General features: G+C 72.8%; 15 protein-coding genes. 6 read left to right on the forward strand and 9 right to left on the reverse strand.

Translation table 11 applies throughout. The annotated features are described in order from the left end of the window. Window positions 1-5 precede the first annotated feature (5 nt). The 6 genes from AB0368_RS17280 to AB0368_RS17305 all read right to left on the reverse strand — a co-directional run bounded on the left by AB0368_RS17280 (window position 6) and on the right by AB0368_RS17305 (window position 7,402). A complete protein-coding gene (locus AB0368_RS17280) occupies window positions 6-1,160 on the reverse strand; it encodes a hemolysin family protein (protein ID WP_366154841.1) in 1,155 nt (384 codons plus the stop codon). Then, the gene (locus AB0368_RS17285) at window positions 1,157-2,452 is read right to left on the reverse strand and encodes a hemolysin family protein (protein WP_366154842.1); all 1,296 of its coding nucleotides are present in this window, start codon (window positions 2,450-2,452) and stop codon (window positions 1,157-1,159) included. The genes AB0368_RS17280 and AB0368_RS17285 overlap by 4 nt, the downstream gene beginning before the upstream one ends. A 96-nt stretch (window positions 2,453-2,548) precedes the next feature. Continuing rightward, entirely contained in the window at window positions 2,549-4,054 is a 1,506-nt protein-coding gene (locus AB0368_RS17290; protein WP_366154843.1) for a M28 family peptidase, read from the reverse strand. A gap of 113 nt (window positions 4,055-4,167) precedes the next feature. Further along, on the reverse strand, window positions 4,168-5,859 hold the full coding sequence (locus AB0368_RS17295; protein WP_366154844.1) for a serine/threonine-protein kinase: 1,692 nt from the start codon (window positions 5,857-5,859) through the stop codon (window positions 4,168-4,170). Window positions 5,860-5,921: 62 nt separating this feature from the next. Continuing rightward, window positions 5,922-6,581, reverse strand: a complete 660-nt coding sequence (locus AB0368_RS17300) for a class F sortase (protein ID WP_366154845.1) — start codon at window positions 6,579-6,581, stop codon at window positions 5,922-5,924. Further along, the gene (locus AB0368_RS17305) at window positions 6,581-7,402 is read right to left on the reverse strand and encodes a DUF4397 domain-containing protein (RefSeq protein WP_366154846.1); all 822 of its coding nucleotides are present in this window, start codon (window positions 7,400-7,402) and stop codon (window positions 6,581-6,583) included. Before AB0368_RS17305 ends, AB0368_RS17300 begins: the two co-directional genes overlap by 1 nt. 164 nt (window positions 7,403-7,566) lie before the next feature. Here AB0368_RS17305 and AB0368_RS17310 point away from each other — a divergent pair, with 164 nt between their 5' ends. The 4 genes from AB0368_RS17310 to AB0368_RS17325 all read left to right on the forward strand — a co-directional run bounded on the left by AB0368_RS17310 (window position 7,567) and on the right by AB0368_RS17325 (window position 14,206). Beyond that, window positions 7,567-12,117, forward strand: coding sequence for an ATP-dependent helicase (locus AB0368_RS17310; protein WP_366154847.1), 4,551 nt, complete (start codon window positions 7,567-7,569; stop codon window positions 12,115-12,117). Between the two features lie 526 nt (window positions 12,118-12,643). Then, complete coding sequence (locus AB0368_RS17315; RefSeq protein WP_366154848.1) at window positions 12,644-12,982, forward strand: TM2 domain-containing protein; 339 nt, start codon at window positions 12,644-12,646, stop codon at window positions 12,980-12,982. A 40-nt stretch (window positions 12,983-13,022) separates the two neighbouring features. Further along, complete coding sequence (locus tag AB0368_RS17320; protein ID WP_366154849.1) at window positions 13,023-13,340, forward strand: helix-turn-helix transcriptional regulator; 318 nt, start codon at window positions 13,023-13,025, stop codon at window positions 13,338-13,340. Further along, window positions 13,334-14,206, forward strand: coding sequence for a hypothetical protein (locus tag AB0368_RS17325; protein ID WP_366154850.1), 873 nt, complete (start codon window positions 13,334-13,336; stop codon window positions 14,204-14,206). The genes AB0368_RS17320 and AB0368_RS17325 overlap by 7 nt, the downstream gene beginning before the upstream one ends. Here AB0368_RS17325 and AB0368_RS17330 read toward each other — a convergent pair. After that, on the reverse strand, window positions 14,203-14,715 hold the full coding sequence (locus AB0368_RS17330; RefSeq protein ID WP_366154851.1) for a GNAT family N-acetyltransferase: 513 nt from the start codon (window positions 14,713-14,715) through the stop codon (window positions 14,203-14,205). The genes AB0368_RS17325 and AB0368_RS17330 overlap by 4 nt on opposite strands. 101 nt (window positions 14,716-14,816) lie before the next feature. Continuing rightward, window positions 14,817-15,746 carry an LLM class F420-dependent oxidoreductase gene (locus tag AB0368_RS17335; protein ID WP_366154852.1) on the reverse strand — a complete coding sequence of 310 codons (930 nt, stop codon included), beginning with the start codon at window positions 15,744-15,746 and terminating at the stop codon, window positions 14,817-14,819. Between the two features lie 81 nt (window positions 15,747-15,827). Between AB0368_RS17335 and AB0368_RS17340 the strand changes: the two genes are divergently transcribed. Continuing rightward, window positions 15,828-16,613: an SAM-dependent chlorinase/fluorinase gene (locus tag AB0368_RS17340; protein ID WP_366154853.1), complete on the forward strand. Its 786-nt coding sequence runs from the start codon at window positions 15,828-15,830 to the stop codon at window positions 16,611-16,613. 4 nt (window positions 16,614-16,617) lie between these two features. Then, complete coding sequence (locus AB0368_RS17345; RefSeq protein WP_366154854.1) at window positions 16,618-17,406, forward strand: DNA-formamidopyrimidine glycosylase family protein; 789 nt, start codon at window positions 16,618-16,620, stop codon at window positions 17,404-17,406. Window positions 17,407-17,467: 61 nt separating this feature from the next. Here the strand turns inward: AB0368_RS17345 and AB0368_RS17350 are convergent, their stop codons facing one another. Beyond that, a complete protein-coding gene (locus tag AB0368_RS17350; protein WP_366154855.1) occupies window positions 17,468-17,887 on the reverse strand; it encodes a nuclear transport factor 2 family protein in 420 nt (139 codons plus the stop codon). Between the last annotated feature and the right edge of the window lie 24 nt (window positions 17,888-17,911).

Genomic DNA, 17,911 nt, shown 5'->3' on the forward strand with positions numbered 1-17,911 from the left:
CCCTCTCAGCGCATGCGCCTGCCCACCGGTACGGGATCAGTCTCGTCGTCGAACTCGCCGATGACCTGCTCCAACAGGTCTTCCAGGGCGACGAATCCCACTCTTTCCCCGCGTCGGGTGACCATGGCGAGCTGCGCCCGGGCCCCGCGCATCGCGGTCACCGCGTCCGTGACCGTCGTGCCCGCGTCCAGGACGAACGCCGGGTCCATCAGATCCTGGGCGGTCGCGGGCCTCCCGGCCGTCGTGGCCCGCAAGGCATCGCGCACATGCACCACGCCTACCACCACATCAGCCGGCGAAGCCGCCGAAGCCCGCGAGGCCGCGGAAAGGGAAACCCGCGAGGCGGCGGAACGCGAAGGCGAGGAAAGCGAAGCCGCGGAAGCAGAAGGAGCAGGCGAGACGACAGCGAGCCGAGACCGCCCGCTCCGCAGCGAAGCCTCCTCCACCTCCCCCGCGGAAGACCCCGGCCGAACCGTCACCAGCTGCTCGTCCGGGATCAGCAGATCCCCCACCTTCATCTCCTGGAGCTTCAGCATGCTGGTCAGCAGCTCGGTCTGCTCCGCCCCGATCAGCCCCTCCGCCCGCGACCGCTCCAGCAGGATGTTCATCTCCTCCGGCCCGTGCGCCTGCGCCAGCTGGTCCTGCGCGTGCACCCCGAACGGCTTGAGGGCCACGTTCGCCAGGCCGTTGAGGCCCAGCAGCGCCGGGCGGGCGAGCCGGACGAAGCCGCGGAACGGCAGCGCGAGCAGGGTTGCCGAGCGTTCCGGGTCGGTGATCGCCCAGGACTTCGGCATCATCTCGCCGAGGACCAGGTGCAGGAACGTCACCACGATCAACGCGACCAGGAGGGCGACGACCGCGCTGGGGACGTCCGGGAGGCCGGCCGCGTGCAGCAGGGGGTGCAGGAGGTGCTCGATCGCCGGTTCGGCGAGGGCGCCGAGGCCGAGGGAGCACAGCGTGATGCCGAGCTGGGCGCCGGCCAGCATCACGGACAGTTCGCGGCTGCCGTCGAGGGCGGCGCGGGCGGCGCGGCTGCCGTCCGCCGCCGCGTGTTCGAGGCGGTAGCGCTTGCTCGCCACCAGGGCGAACTCGGCCGCGACGAAGAAGCCGTTCCCGGCCAGGAGCAGGAGCGAACAGATGACGGCCCAGGTGGTGCTCATGGGGCCACGATCCGTACCGACTCCGGGACGTGGCGGTCCACCGAGAGCACCGCCAGGTCCGCTCCGGAGTCCAGGGACACCGAGTCGCCGACCTCGGGAACCCGGCCGAGGTGGGACATCACCAGGCCGGAGATGGTGTCGTAGTCCGTACCTTCGGGGAGGTCCACTCCGGTCGCGTCGGTGACCTCGTCGATGCGCCAGCGGGCCGGGACGATCCAGGAGCCGTCGTCCTGGCGGGCCGGGGCCGGTTCGGGCAGGTCGTCCTCGTCGCGGATGGGGCCGACGAGTTCCTCCGCGATGTCCTCGAGGGTGATGATGCCGGCGAAGCCGCCGTACTCGTCGACGACGCAGGCCAGCTGGCGGTGGCCGGTACGGAGGCGGTCGAGGACCGTGGGGAGGCGCAGCGACGCGGGGACGAGCAGCGGCGGCACGGCGATGTCCGAGATCGGCGTCGTGGCGCGGTCTCCCGGCGGCACGGCGAGGAGGTCCGTGATGCCGACGACGCCGACGATCTCGTCCACGCCCGTACCCGATCGGACCGGGAAGCGGGACCGGCCCGTCCGCAGGAGGTCGACGATCTGCGATGCCGGCTCGGCGGCCTGCACGGTGTGGACGTCCACGCGCGGCACCATCACCTCGGAGGCTGTCCGGCGGCGGAAGTCGAGGCCGCGGTCGAGCAGCGCGGAGAGCTCCGGGCCGAGGTGTCCCTGGGCGCGCGACTCGGCGATGATCTGCTCGAGGTCCTCCTCGGTCGCGCCCTCGGGCAGCTCCTCGATCGGCTCGATGCCGAGGCGGCGCAGCAGCCTGGCCGCGGCGATGTCGAAGAGCTTGATGACCGGGCCGAAGACGGTGAGGTAGAGCAGCGTCGAACGGCTGAGGGCCTTGGCGATCGTCTCCGCGCGGGCGATCGCCAGGTTCTTGGGGGCGAGTTCGCCGAGGACCATCTGGACGACGGTCGCGATGACCAGGGCCAGCACGACCGAGACGGGCATCGCGACGGCTGCGGGAACGCCGGCGACGCCGAAAAGGTCGGCCATGCCCTCGCCGAGGAACGGCTCGGCCACGTAACCGACGATCAGGGCGGTGACGGTGATGCCGAGCTGCGCGCCGGACAGCACGAACGAGAGACGTTCGGTGACGGTCAGGGCTCGGGCGGCGGCCTTGTCACCGCGCTCCGCCTGCTGGCGCAGGCGGTTGCGGTCGACGGCGACGTAGCCGAACTCCTGGGCGACGAAGTAGCCCGTGACGGCGGTCACCACGATGACGAGCAGGAGGCCCACCAGGATCAGCATGGCGGGACCAGGGACCGGAAAGGCCGGGCAGAGCCCGGCCTCATACTGCCACTCATCGGAAAAAGGGTAACAGCCCGGCGGAAGGTAGGGCCTGCCCTAAGCCTGGGTGATCACGATGTCGTCCACGGCCGCCTCGACCAGGCTGGCCGTGCCGGTGTCCGCCGCCTCGACCTGCAGGCGGATGGTCTGGCCGGCGTACGGGGTAAGGCTCACGGTCGCCTTCTGCCACGCGGCGGCCCGGTCGGTGGCCGCGCCGGCCTGGCTGAACACCGTGGTGGCGGTGGTGCCGGAGATCACCTGGACGCGGAAGTAGTCGCCATTGGTGGCGTTGCTCAGGTGGGCCAGGTACCACGAGAACGACAGTGACGAGGCGCCGCCGGGCAGGATGATCGCGGGTGAGCGGATCGTCGTGGTGCCGCCGTCGACGTCGTTCGCGCCCGCGCTGGACCCGGCCGGGGCGCCCGTCACCAGGTCGTTGCTGCCGTTGACGGTGGTGCCGAGCTGGGTGGCGACGCCGGACGAGGTCGCGGCGGGGTCCCCGCGCTCCCAGGCTCCGGTGGTGGCGGTGTCGGTGCCCGCGGCGTTGGTGGTCCAGCCCTGGGCCGTCTCGAAGTCGTCGGCGAACACCGACGGCCCGGGCGGGGTGGCGGCGCCGGCCAGCGTCCAGACCGCGTACGCGATGGCGTCGGAGTCACGGTCCAGCGCGGTGTCGTTGATGTTGGAGATCGTGTCGCAGGACCGGTGGTAACAGGCGTCGAACGCGGCCTGCGTGCCGCCCCAGAGCTGGACCTGCGCCGCGGTCTTGCGGCCCTCGGCGCCGGTGAAGATGCCGCCCGCGGGGATGCCCGCGGCGATGAACGGGCCGTAGTCGCTGCGGCCGTCGAAGTCGGTGCCGCGGGTCGGTACGCCGATCGACGTGAAGTACGCCTCCAGCGTGTCCTCGATCTCGGCGGAGCCCGCGGGCCCGGGGCCGGAGCCGGTGCCGTCGGAGTTGTCGCCGTCGTACAGGAAGTAGCCGGGGTTCGGCGAGCCGACCATGTCGAAGTTCAGGTAGCCGGTGATGGCGGCCTTCTGCGCGGAGCTGAGCGAGTTCACGTACGCCGTCGAGCCGCGCAGCCCCAGTTCCTCGGCGCCCCACCAGCCGAAGCGCAGGTGCCGGTCGGGGTGGAAGCCGGTGCGCGCCACGGCGAGCGCGACCTCGAGATTGGCCGCCGAGCCCGAACCGTTGTCGTTGATGCCCGGACCGGCCGTGACGCTGTCGAGGTGGGCGCCGACCATCAGCGTGTCGGCGGTGTCGCCGCCCGGCCAGTCCGCGATGAGGTTGTAGCCGGTGGCTCCGCCGTACGTGAACGACTGCTGTTGGGTCTGGAAGCCGGCGCTGTCGAGCAGGCCTTTCACGTAGGTGACCGATGCCAGGAAGCCGGGGCGGCCGTGGGCGCGGTTGCCGCCGTTGGCCGTGGCGATCGACTGGAGCTGCGACAGGTGGTTCTTGACGTTGGCGAGCGGGATGTCCGGGGGCGCCACGGCTGCGGCCTGCGCCGGTGCCGCCGCCGCGACGGTGACCAGCAGGGCCGTCGCGCCGATCAGGGATAGTGCTCTCACGGGAGTCCTCCGCGGGCTCGGGTCGCCGGCGCCGGGGGTGTGGCGCGGCCAAGCCGAGCATTTCAGAGAGGACGGTCGATGGATTCATACCGACTGATACATACCGTCCGGGCTCACGGATCGGTGTAGAAGGTGCTGACGATCATGCCCCAGGTGGCGAAGTTGGCCGGCCAGTCGAGGTCGCGGGTCATCAGCCCGAACGCATAGCCGCTGCCGTCCGACGCTATCCAGCGGGTCATCGCGTGCATGCGGACGCCGGTCGGGCCGTCGTACGCGTACTCCCAGTCGGCGGCCCGGGTCAGCGACGGCACCTTTCTGAGCGCGTACTGCTGATAGCCGGGCAGGTCGCCCGCGGCCCGCAGCCGGGCGGCCTCGTCCCGGCAGGCCTTGACCGGGTCGCCCTTGGCCTTGCGCTCCGGGTCGACGCTGAGCACCCGCAGGTTGCTGGGATCGCGGAAGCAGAGCGTGGTGCCGATCCGCTCGTACGTCCAGCCGTCGGGCACCGCGATGTGGAAGTCGCCCCGGGTGAAGTAGGACCAGCCCTGGTAGAGCGCCCAGCCGTCGCGCAGCTTCTCCGCGCCGGACTGCGGGGTCCGCGGCAACCCGGGCGCGGCCGGGCTCAGACAGCCGACCGGGCTGAAGCCACCGGCGCCGCCGCCGACGCCGGACGAGGACGTCACCGGCAGCGAGCCGACGGCGCTGGGCGGTGTCACCGGGGCGTCGTCACTCATCGTCAGGCCGGCGGCGATCGCGGCCGCACCGAGGACCGCGGCCGTCGCCACCCCCGCGACGAGCAACCGGGATTTCGGGCGGACCGGGACATACGAGGAGTGGTCGCGCTGGCTCGGGATCAGCGGTGCGTCGAGACGCGTGGCGACCCGCGCCGCGGCCAGGAGCGCGCCCCTCGCCGGATCGGCTGCGTGCCGCGGCCCGGTGCCGGCGTCGGCAGACCTCCTCGGCGCCGGTACGGCCGGACGACCGCCCTCGTCGGCGGCGAGAACAGCGTGCAGCCGCTCCCCGGCCTCCTTGCCGGTGAGGCGTTCCACCGGCTCGCGCTGCAGCAGGCCCATCAGCACCGGGGCCAGCGGTCCGGCCCGGGTCGGCAGATCGGGCTCGTCGGTCGCGAGCGCCATCAGGGTCGCCATCGCGCTCTCCCGCGCGAACGGTGAACGGCCCTCGACGGCGGCGTACAGGGTCGCGCCGAAGGACCACATGTCCGACTCCACCGTGGACGCGCCGTCGCGCGCCCGCTCGGGCGACACGTACTGCGGGGAGCCGACCACCAGGCCGGGGCCGGTCACCGAGCCGTCGTCGACGAACGTGGCGAGCCCGAAGTCGGTGAGGACCACCCGGCCGTCGGTCCCGATGAGGACGTTGTGCGGCTTGACGTCGCGGTGCAGCACGCCGGCGCGGTGGGCGGCCGTGATGGCCTCCAGCACGTCGAGGCCGATGCGGGCGGCGTCCTGCGGCGAATAGGGGCCGTCCTCGCCGATGACCTGGTGCAGTGAGCGCGACGGCACGTACTCCATCACGATCCACGGCAGGTCCTCGGCGTGCACGACGTCGTAGATCCGGACCACGTGCGGATGATTGAGCCGGGCCGCACTGCGGGCCTCGCGCAGCGTCCGGGTGCGCAGCCGGGCCTTCTCGCCGTCGGTCATCCAGTCCGGCGGGACGAACTCCTTGACCGCGACGTCCCGGTCCAGCATCTCGTCGCGGGCCAGCCACACCCGGCCCATGCCTCCGGCACCGACCGGCTCGTGGAGACGATACCGACCGGCGATGAGCATCCGCCTGACCGCCATCGGCTCCCACCCGTCGCTTCGTTCTCAGGATAGTCGTGCGGACGGGCCATCGGGTACCACGATCACCCGGCCACCGCGTACACCACCAGGTTGTCCCGGTATGACCGCAGACTTCGGTCGAAGACGCCACCACAGGTGATCAGCCGCAGCTGGCGATCCGGCGTCGGGCCGTAGACGCGGCCGGTCGGGAACGCCTTCTTCGGATACCAGGCGGTCCCGGTGACCGTGAACGTGACCGCCGCACCGCCGCGGATCACCTCGATGCGGTCGCCGACGTCGATCTCCCGGAGCCGGTAGAAGACCGCCGGGCCGCTCCGGGAATCGACGTGGCCCGCGAGCACCGCCGGACCGACGTCGCCGGGCGCGGTGCCGTCGGCGTACCAGCCGGCCCGCTCGTCGCCCTTCGGCGGCACGAGTTCGCCGTCGGCGCCGAGATGCAGCGTCTCCAGCTCCGTGTCGATGCCCACGGCCGCGACCCGCAAGCGGGTCGGCAGGCCGTTCACCTCCGGCTTGGCGGTCCGGAACGGGTCCGGCACCCCCGCCGGCTCCGGCCAATCCGAGGGTACGGGCACATTCGACGGTACGGGCACAGCAGGCGCGACGACATCAGGAGTGGCGCGAGGCTCGTGGGTCACCAGGTAGCCGGCCGCGACGACGATCCCGGTGAGCAGGGCGACTGCGACGGGCAGGAGTGCGCGCCGCGCTGTGGTCCGTACCGTCATCAGGAGATCTTCGGGCGCCGCCTGAGCGCGACCACGACGCCTCCGGCGAGCACGGCCGCGAGGCCGGCCAGCAGCAGAGCCGCCGGCAATGGATCCTCCGGGCGACTGCCGCCCGCGCCGGTGGCGACCCCGCCCTGCGGCACCCCGCCCTGCCGGGCCGCGTCGATGTGCAGCTCCGGCTTGAGGCCGCCGTTCTTGTCGTCGAGCACCAGCAGCGAGTAGACGTTGCCCGCGCCCAATGTGCACGGCAGATCGCTGGTCCTGCCCCCGCCGGACGGCTGTACCTTCACCGTCCACTTGCCCGGGTTCACCTCGCGGTAGGCGGTGGTGGTGGCGAACGCGACCCCGTCGGCGATGGTTCTGCCGTTGGCGCCGCCCACGTCGAGCACGGGTGCGCGTACCGAAGCCTGAATGATTCTGATCTTGGATTCGTCCCGCCCGGGCAGGCGCAGGTCGTCCTTGAGCACCCGCAGGCCCAGGTCGGCGTAACGACCCACGCCGGCGACCGTGTACGCCGCGCCGTCGTCGACGGTGACCTGGGTGGTGAGCACCGGCGGCGTGCTCGCGGCGGCACCCGCCTTGCGCATGGCCACCGAGTAGGTGCCCGTGGGCAGGCGCAGGTAGTCGGACATGGCGCCGTACGCGACGCCGTCGAACCTCTGCGCCTTGGCGCTCTTGCCCTTGAGATACACGTCGACCGCCGGAGTGTCCGGCGACAGATGCGCCAACCGTACATATCCGGCTCCGGCGGCCGTTGCCGGCGTTGCAGGCAGGACGAAAGCGGCGAGCAGGACGAGTACGGCGGCGATGCGGTTCACCACGGAGCCTCCCGTTCGGTCTCAGCGTCAGGCATCAATGTGCTCCCCATCACCTGAGGAGCACCATGGTCCGTCCGGTTCGGCATCGCCGCCGGTCCGGTGCCCGAACTGTGGTCCCGCGTCTGATTTCGTCGGCTCACGCTTTTCTGTCGTACCCCCGGGGCACGATGAGAGACGTGTCAGACGTGCTGGAGCAGTTCGGCCTCGCCACCCGCGAGTGGTTCAAGGCCGCCTTCGCCGCGCCCACGGCCGCCCAGGCCGGGGCGTGGCGGGCCATCGGGGCCGGGCGCAACGCGCTGGTGGTCGCGCCCACAGGCTCCGGCAAGACCCTCGCGGCGTTCCTGTGGTCGATCGACCGGCTGGCCCACGAGGCCGCTCCCGAGGATCCGAAGCACCGCTGCCGCGTCCTCTACATCAGCCCCCTCAAGGCGCTCGCCGTCGACGTCGAGCGCAACCTGCGGGCGCCGCTCACCGGGATCCGCCAGGCCTCGGGGCGGCTCGGCGTGCCTCCCCCGGACATCACCGTCGGCATGCGCACCGGCGACACCCCGGCCGACGAGCGCCGCAGCTTCGCCCGGACCCCGCCGGACATCCTCATCACCACGCCGGAGTCGTTGTTCCTCCTCCTGACCTCCGCCGCCCGCGAGTCCCTGCGCGGCGTGGAGACGGTCATCATCGACGAGGTCCACGCCGTGGCCGCCACCAAGCGCGGCGCGCACCTCGCGCTGTCCCTCGAGCGCCTCGACGGCCTGCTCGGCCGGCCGGCCCAGCGCGTCGGCCTGTCCGCGACCGTACGGCCCATCGAGGACACCGCCCGCTTCCTCGGCGGCGCCCAGGACGTCGAGATCGTCCAGCCGAAGAGCGCCAAGACCATCGAGGTCACGGTCCAGGTGCCGGTCGAGGACATGACGCGCCTGGACGAGACGCCCGACCCCGACGCCGACGACCCGGGAGCGGGCCGCCACTCGCCGTCCATCTGGCCGGCGGTCGAGGAGCGCGTCCTCGACCTCATCCAGGAGCATCGCTCGACGATCGTCTTCACCAATTCGCGGCGCGGCGCCGAGCGGCTCTGCGCGCGGATCAACGAGCTGGCCCTCGAGCGGGCCGGCGGGGAGCTCACCCCGTCGCCGCGGCCCCCGGCACAGGTGATGGCCCAGTCCGGTGAGGCCGGCGGTGCGCCGCCGGTCGTCGCCCGGGCCCACCACGGCAGCGTGTCGCGCGAGGAGCGGAAGCAGATCGAGGAGGCGCTCAAGTCGGGGCAGCTGCCCGCGGTGGTGGCCACCTCGAGCCTGGAGCTGGGCATCGACATGGGCGCGGTCGACCTGGTGGTGCAGATCGAGGCGCCGCCGTCGGTCTCGGCCGGGCTCCAGCGCATCGGCCGGGCCGGCCACCAGGTCGGCGCGATCTCCCGGGGCGTGGTCTTCCCGAAGCACCGCGGCGACCTGGTCTCGTGCGCCGTCGTCGCCGAGCGCATGGGTGAGGGGGCCATCGAGGAGCTGCGCTACCCCCGCAACCCGCTCGACGTCCTCGCCCAGCAGATCGTCGCCATGGTCGCGCTGGACGAGTGGCACGTCGACGAGCTCGCCGCCCTGGTCCGCCGTGCCGCGCCCTATGCCGAGCTGCCCGACTCCGCCCTGCACGCGGTGCTGGACATGCTCTCCGGGCGCTACCCGTCCACCGCCTTCGCCGAGCTGCGGCCCCGCCTGGTCTGGGACCGGACCACCGACCGGCTCACCGGCCGCCCGGGCGCCCAGCGGCTGGCCGTGACCAGCGGCGGCACGATTCCCGACCGCGGCATGTTCGGCGTCTTCCTCGCCGGTTCCGAACGCGCGTCCCGCGTCGGCGAGCTCGACGAGGAGATGGTCTACGAGTCCCGCGTCGGCGACGTGTTCCTGCTCGGCTCCACGTCCTGGCGCATCGAGGACATCACGCCCGACCGCGTCCTCGTCTCCCCCGCGCCCGGCGCGCCCGCGCGCATGCCGTTCTGGAAGGGCGACGCGCTGGGCCGCCCGGTGGAGCTCGGCCGGGCCATCGGGGCCCGGCTGCGGGGCCTCACCCGCGCCGGCGACGACACCGCCACCGCCTCGCTGCGCGAGTCCGGCCTGGACGAGTGGGCGGCGAACAACCTCGTGGCCTACCTGCGCGAGCAGCGCGAGTCCACCCGGAACCTGCCCGACGACCGCACCATCGTGGTCGAGCGCTTCCGCGACGAGCTGGGCGACTGGCGGATGACGGTGCACTGCGTGCTGGGCGCCCGGGTCAACGCGCCGTGGGCCCTGGCCATCGGCCGCCGCCTCAGCGAGCGCTACGGCGTGGACGGTCAGGTCATGCCCTCCGACGACGGCATCGTGGTGCGCCTGCCCGACACCGCCGAGGAGCCGCCCGGCGCCGACCTGGTGGCATTCGACCCGGAGGAGATCGCCCAGCTCGTCGAGGAGTCGGTCGGCACGTCGGCGCTGTTCGCCTCCCGGTTCCGCGAGTGCGCCGCCCGGTCCCTGCTGCTGCCGCGCCGCGACCCCCGTCGCCGCCAGCCGCTCTGGCAGCAGCGGCAGCGCTCGGCCCAGCTCCTCGACGTGGCGCGCGAGTTCGCCGACTTCCCGGTGACGCTCGAGGCGGCCCGCGAGTGCCTGCAGGACGTCTTCGACCTATCCGGCCTCGTCGGGCTGATGCGCGAGATCGCGGGCCGCAAGGTGCGCCTGGTGGAGGCCGAGACGCCGCGCCCGTCGCCCTTCGCCCGTTCGCTGCTCTTCGGGTACGTCGGCGCCTTCCTCTACGAGGGCGACGCACCGCTGGCCGAGCGCCGGGCCGCCGCCCTCGCCCTCGACTCGACGCTGCTCGGCGAGCTGCTCGGCCGCGTCGACCTGCGCGAGCTGCTCGACCCGACGGTGGTGACCGAGAGCGAGAGCCAGCTCCAGTGGCTGACCACCCAGCGCACGCCGCGCGACGCCGAGGACGCCGCCGAGCTGCTGCGGCTGCTCGGCGACCTGTCCCCGGAGGAGCTGACCGCGCGCTCGGTCGACCTCGCCTGGATGGACGAGCTCGTGGCGTCCCGCCGGGCCATCCGGGTCCGCATCGCCGGCGAGGACCGCTGGATCGGCGTGGAGGATGCCGGCCGCTACCGCGACGCGCTCGGTGTCGCCCTGCCGGTCGGCGTCGCGGAGGCCTACCTCGAGCCGGTCAACGACCCCCTCGGCGACCTTGTCGCCCGGTGGGCGCGCACCCACGGCCCCTTCGCGGCGGCCACCTGTGCGGCCCGGTTCGGCCTCGGCGTCTTCGTCGTGGAACAGGCCCTCAAGCGGCTCAGCGCGACCGGCAGGGTGGTCTCCGGCGAGTTCTCCCCCGGCGGCGCCGGCACGGAGTGGTGCGACGCCGAGGTCCTGCGGCTGCTGCGCCGGCGGTCCCTGGCCGCGCTGCGCCGCGAGATCGAGCCTGTGCCACCGCGCGTGCTCGCCGCATTCCTGCCCCGCTGGCACCAGATCGGCGGCAACGCCCGCGGCATCGACGCGGTCGCCGCCGCCGTCGAGCAGCTCCAAGGCGTGGCGGCGCCGGCGTCGGCCTGGGAACGCCTGATCCTGCCGGCCCGCGTCGCCGACTACGCACCCCCGCAGCTCGACGAGCTCTGCGCGGGCGGCGAAGTGCTCTGGGCCGGCTCGGGCAGCATCGCGGGCGGCGACGGCTGGGTCACCCTGGCGTACGCGGACAGCGCCCCGCTGCTGCTCCCACCCCCGGACGACGAGCTGCCGCTCACGCCCCTGCACCAGGCGATCCTCGACACCCTCGGCGACGGCCAGGCGCTGTTCTTCCGCAACCTGTCCGACCGCGTGGGGTCCACCGACGACACCGCCCTCGCGGCGGCCGTCTGGGATCTGGTGTGGGCGGGCCACCTGACGAACGACACCCTCGCACCGCTGCGAGCACTGCTCGGCAGCAGCGGCGCCCATCGCGCTAAGGCCGCCCCGGCCCGTACCCGCTACCGCCGCCCGGGACGCCCCACCATGCCGTCCCGCAGCGGCCCCCCGGCCATGGCAGGCCGCTGGTCCCGCCTCCCCGACCGGGACCTGGACCCCACCCGCCGCGCCGCGGCCCTCGCCGACCTCCTCCTCGAACGCCACGGCGTCGTCACCCGCGGCGCCGTCATGGCCGAGGGCGTCACGGGCGGCTTCGCGGCGGTCTACCCGGTCCTCGGCGCCCTCGAGGAACGCGGAGCAGCCCGCCGCGGCTACTTCGTCGAAGGCCTGGGAGCGGCCCAGTTCGCCGTGCCCGGCGCGGTCGACCGCCTCCGAGCCCTGTCCGAGCCGGCCGAACTCGCCAAACGCACCGGCGTCACGGCCGTGGTCCTGGCCGCCACCGACCCGGCCAACCCGTACGGCGCGGCGCTCCCCTGGCCCGACCGGGTCGTGGACAGTGGCAACGGCGAAACCGTCCCGGCCGCCGGCCACCGCGCAGGCCGCAAAGCAGGAGCCCTCGTAGTCCTGGTAGGAGGCGACCTGACCCTGTACGTCGAACGCGGCGGCCGCACCCTCCTCTCCTTCACCGACGACACGGAAGCGCTGGTCGCGGCCGGGCAGGCGCTGGCAAGCTCGGTCCGCTCGGGCGCCCTGGGAGCGATGTCGGTGGAGCGGGCGGACGGCGAGTCGGTGCATTCCTCGCCGTTGCGGGACGCACTGACGGCGGCGGGCTTCCGTGCCACGCCTAGGGGGTTGCGCTTGCGCGGCTAAATCTCTTCGCGGTGTTCCCATGCGTGCGTTGCTCGGTCGCGTGTCGCTCCAACGTGCATCGCTCAGCCGCCGCCCGTCGCCCGCTGACGTCTCGGGTCCGCCGGGCGCCGTCCCGCCACGTCTTACCACACCACGCGTGCACGCTTGGCGTCACCACGCCTCGTCGCGGCGCGGACCGCCGCACCACGCCCCACCAGCGCGGACCGCCGCACCACGCCCCACCCGGCCAACCAGCGCCCGGGCCGCCGCACCACGCCCCACCACCCCCGCGGGCCAACACCCTCGTCGCGCCCATGACCACCCCACCACCTCGACCCGGGCCACCCGCCATCCCCGCTTGCGCGCCGCACTTCCCCCATCGCCCGCCGCCCGCCACCTCAGCGCCACCGCCACCGGCCGCTAGCACCTGGCCACCCGCCACCGCCACTGCCACCCACCGCCACCCGCCACCCGCCACCCGCGACCGGAATCGGCGACCGGAATCGTTTGATGCGGCGTCGCCGGCACGGCGGCTATCGTTGCGCCGATGAGCCCGGCCCACCCCGTGCCCCGCGCGAAGCAGGCCGACCTCCCGAAGTGGGAGAAGATCCGGATGCTCCGCGCCGAGGCGGAGTACGACGCCGTCAAGAAGGACGTCCGGGTGGCCTACGCCCTCTGGTGCGTCGTCGGCCTCCTCGGCGGCCACCGCTTCTATCTCGGCGACACAGCCCGGTCCCTGGCGATGCTGTTCACCTTCGGCGGCCTCGGCGTGTGGACGCTGCTCGACGTGTTCTTCATCGCCCGCCGGGTCCGCGCCGTCAACCGGTCTCGGCGGGCTTCGGTCATGGCTCGCTACGGCATCCTCGACGATCCCGACTACGCCTGACCCTATGCAGAACTAGGAATAGCCGGCACCGTCGCTCGCCGTGGGCACCCTTCGCATGACGACGCCGCGCTTGCTGGCGCTGCAGACGCTGTTGGACGATCCGGAGCAGGAGCGTTACGGGCTGGATCTGGCCACTCAGGCCGGCCTGGAGCCGGCCACCGTCTATCCGATCCTGGTGGCGTTCGAGACGGTCGGCTGGGTGAGCAGCCGGGAGGAGGACGTCGACGCACACGTGGTCGGGCGGCCGCGGCGGCGCTACTACCGGCTGACCGCGACCGGGGTCACCGCGGCGCGTGACGCCATCGCGGCCCGGCATCAGCGCAGCGCCAGGAGCAGCTCGCGGCGGCTGGCATGGTGAGCCGCGAGGGATCCACGGCAGCGAGTTCGACGAGCGCCGGGCAGGCGGGGACCGTTGCGGCAGGTGCCGAGCGGGCGGCGGTGGCCGTGCTGGCCCGGATGCTGCCGGCCGGTTTCCGGGACCGGCAGCGGGCGGAGTGGACCGCCGACCTGCTGGAGGTCGCCGTCCGCGGCCGGGTGGCGCAGTGGCGCTACCTGTTCGCCGCCGCGTGGACGCTGCCCACCCTGCGCTCATTCGCCCGGAAGGGCGCCGCCGCGGGCGCCGGTGGCCTCCGCGACGTGGTGGCCGCGCCCGCAGGGTTGAGGCTGATTGCCCGGACCCTGGTGGCGAGCGTGGCAGTGCCGGCTCTCTGCGTAGCGGTGTCCATGGTGCTGAGCCAGGATTTCGTCAGGTTGCCGCAGGTGCTGCGCGCCTGGGATGAGATCCCGCTTCAGGTGCTGTATCTGGCTCTCCGGATCCCGGCCCTTGCCATTTGGTACGGCGGTGCCGCGCTGGTCGCCTGGCTAGCCTTGATCGTGATGGTCCTGGGCCCGCTGCAACGGGGCCTGCGCGCCGGGCGACGGGTGGCCGCGGGCCTGGCCGGCCTGGCAACGGTGGCGGCTCTGGTGGTGATCACCTTCTGGCTGAACCAGTACCCGGGCGGCCGGCTTCATTCCGCATTGGACTGGCTGGTCAACGCCGACGGGGACACGGGCGCGATGACGGGGCTGGTCGGTGCGGCGAGCGTGGCGCTGAGCGTACGGGGCCGGACCCTGTCCAGGCGCATCCGCATCGCGCTCACTGTTGCCGGCATCGCCGCGTTGACGCTCACGGTCCTGCATTACAGCCCGGCCGACGCCTGGATCAACCTGCAGTTGCAGGACTAGTTCCAGCGCAGCGTGTACATCCAGTCGGGGCCGTCCTCGCCGGGTTCGTCGAGGTGGTCGGCGCGGAGCAGGCCCGCACGCATGGCGACCCGCTGGGAGGCGATGTTCTCGGGGCGTACCCGGGCCAGGATAGGCCATTCCGGCAGGTGCTCCCCGGCCCATGCCACGACGGCGGACGCGGCCTCCGTTCCCAGGCCGCTGCCCCAGGCCGCGGTGGCGAAGCGGTAGAAGAGGTTGAGCACCTCCCGGTCCCGGAAGCGTACGAACTTGAGACCGCAGAAGCCGATCGTGGTCCCGGCCGCGCGGGTGCGGGCCACCCAGTAGCCGAAGCCGTGCCGCCGCCAGTGCTCGTCCCACTTCGAGAAGAGCTCCTCGGCGTCCGTACGGGCCGCGAGCATGTCCGACGGGTTGTGCCGGCAGGCCTCCGGGTCGTGGTGGATCTCGTAGATCGCGTCGAGGTCGGAAGGGACCGGTGGGTTCAAAGCGAGCCGGGCGGTGACAATCTCCACGGTTTGCGACTTTACGATCTAGCGCGGCATCCCCACCAACGCAACACATACCGGCCCCGCCCGGTTGAGTAGCCGGACGGGGCCGAATGAGCAGAAAGTCGTCAGGCGAGCTGCGGCGCGACCGCCGAGGCGACCAGCTCGACGTGGTCCAGGTCACTCAGGTCGAGCATCTGCAGGTACGTCCGTGAGGCGCCCGCCTCGGCGTACCGGCCGAGGATCTCCACGACCTGGTCCGGGGTGCCCACGATGCCGCCGTTGCCGCGCATCTCGTCGACCTCGCGGCCGATCGCCGCGGCCCGCCGGGCCACCTCCGCGTCGTCGCGGCCCACGCAGAGGACCGCGGCCGCCGAGAACTCCGGGGGTGTCTCGCGGCCGATGGCCCTTGACGCTTCCCGGACCCGGTCGTACATCGCCGGGAGATCGTCGATCTTCGCGAACGGCGTGTTGAACTCGTCGGCGTACCGGGCGGCGAGGGCCGGGGTGCGCTTCTTGCCCGCCCCGCCAACGATGATCGGCGGGCGCGGGGACTGTGCCGGCTTGGGCAGGGCCGGCGAGTCCACGATCTGATAGTGCTTGCCGTCGAAGCTGTACGTGTCGCCCTGCGGGGTGGTCCACAGGCCCGTGACGATCTCGAGTTGCTCCTCGAGGCGGTCGAAGCGCTCACCGAGCGGCGGGAACGGGATGCCGTAGCCGGTGTGCTCGGCCTCGAACCAGCCGCCGCCCAGGCCGAGCTCGACCCGGCCGCCGCTCATGGCGTCGACCTGGGCCACGCTGATCGCGAGCGGGCCGGGGAGGCGGAAGGTCGCCGAGGTGACCAGCGTGCCGAGCCGGATGCGGGAGGTCTGCACGGCCAGCCCGGCCAGCGTCACCCACGCGTCGGTCGGGCCGGGCAGGCCGTCGCCGCCCATGGCGAGGTAGTGGTCGGAGCGGAAGAAGCCGTCGTAGCCCGCCTCCTCGGCGAGCTGGGCGACCCGGCGCAGGTCCTCGTAGGAGGCACCCTGCTGGGGTTCGGTGAAGATGACGAGACGCATGAATCAACCCTGCCAGACCCGGCGACGCGCCCAGGGGACCTGTCGCACACACAGCGTGCCGGGGCAGTAACGTAACTCCTCATGGGCCCCTATGGATGGATCAGCCTCACCACCGACTACGGCACGTTCGACGGGTTCGCCGCCGCCTGCCACGGGGTGATCGCGCGCCTGGCTCCCGCCGTACGTGTCATCGACGTCACCCACCACGTGCCGCCGGCGGACGTCGCTCGCGGGGCCGCGGTGCTGGCGCAGACGGCGCCGCACCTGCCGCTGTCCGTCCATGTCGCCGTGGTCGACCCGGGGGTCGGCACCGAGCGGCGCGGCATCGCCGTCGGCACCCCGAACGGCATCCTCGTGGGCCCCGACAACGGGCTGCTGGTGTGGGCCGCCGAGGCGCTGGGCGGCCTGGACACCGTGGTGGAGCTGACCAACCGGGAGTGGTTCCTCGGCGACGTCTCCCGCACCTTCCACGGCCGCGACATCTTCTCCCCCGTCGCGGCGCGGCTGGCGCTCGGCGAACCGCTCGCCGACGCCGGGCCGTCGGTCGACCCCAAGTCCGTGGTACGCCTGCCCGACCCGGTCGTCGCCATCGGGGACGGCTGGATCGAGGCGGAGGTCGTCACGGTCGACCGGTTCGGCAACGTGCAGCTCGCGGCGGGCGGGAGCATGCTCGCCGACCTCGGACCCGAGCTGGTGGTCGGCGGGGTCAAGGCCCGCCGGGCGCAGACGTTCGGCGACGCCGACAAGGGCGAGATGATCGTGTTCGAGGACTCCGCCGGCCGGCTCGCGATCGCCGTCAACGGTGGCCGGGCGGTCGTCGTCCTGTCCGTCCGGCCCGGCGACGTCGTGCGAGTGGCGGAACGCTAGAGACATGCCCGAGGGTGACACCGTATGGAACACCGCCCGAGGCCTGGAACGCGCGCTGCTCGGTGACGTCCTCACCGGCTCCGACTTCCGGGTGCCGCGGCTGGCGACCACCGACCTGACCGGCTGGACGGTGGCGGAGTCGGCCAGCCGCGGCAAGCACCTGCTGCTCCGGCTCACGCGCGAGGACCGGGCCATGACCCTGCACTCGCACCTGCGCATGGACGGCGCCTGGCGGGCGTACGCGCAGGGTGAACGCTGGACCGGTCGCCCGGCGCACCTCATCCGCGTGGTGCTCAAGACCAAGCGGTCCGTGGCCGTCGGCTATCACCTGCACGAGGTGACGCTGGTGCCGACCGCCGAGGAGGACTCCCTCGTCGGCCATCTCGGCCCGGACCTGCTGGGCGAGGACTGGGACGCGGCGGAGGCGGTGCGCCGCATCGCCGCCCGGCCCGAGGCGAGCATCGCCGAGGCGCTCCTCGACCAGCGCAACCTCGCCGGCGTCGGCAACCTCTACAAGGCCGAGACGCTGTTCCTGCGCGGCCTGTGGCCGTGGACGCCCGTGGCGGACGTGCCGGACCTCGTCGGCACGGTGACCCTGGCCCAGAAGCTCCTCGCCTCGAACCGGGGCCGCTGGACCCAGACGACGACGGGCTCACTACGCAAGGGCCAGACCAGTTACGTGTACGGCCGCAGAGCGCAACCGTGCCGTCGCTGCGGCACAGCGATCGCGAAGGCGGAACAGGACGAGCGCGTGACGTACTGGTGCCCGCACTGCCAGCCGAAACCTCATTGAAGGGCGGGGGTGGATCCGGACGGGGACCGGATCCACGCCCCGCGCCTTCACGAGGCGGCGGTCAGGGGGTGAAGGCCTGCGCCGCCGCGTAGCTGTTCTCGAACATCGTGTAGCGGGTGATCCGGCCCTGCTCCACGGTGATCCGCAGGGCGAACCGGCCCTCGAAGATCTTGCCCGTGGCGATGACCTCGTGGGCGAGCTCGCCGAGGACGATCCCGTCCGCGCCGTCCACGATGGTCTTCTCGATGGCGAAGCGCTGCGTCCGGATGTCCTCCATCGCGCTGCGGACGAAGCCGGCGATCTCGGCCGGGGTCCCTCGCTTGCCGGTCCACGGCACGATCTGCGCACCGGGTACGTCGAAGTCGACCCGGTCGGCGAAGGCGGCGAGCATGCCTTCGGCGTCACCGGCGCCGAAGCGGTCGAAGAACGCCGCGATGGTGTCGGCGGTGCCGCGTACGGCGGTGGGGGCGGGCGTGGTCACGAAGCTCTCCTCGGGTTGGGTTTC

Origin of the sequence: Actinoplanes sp. NPDC051475 (genome assembly GCF_040689425.1) — a bacterium.
Classification (GTDB): Bacteria; Actinomycetota; Actinomycetes; order Mycobacteriales; family Micromonosporaceae; genus Actinoplanes.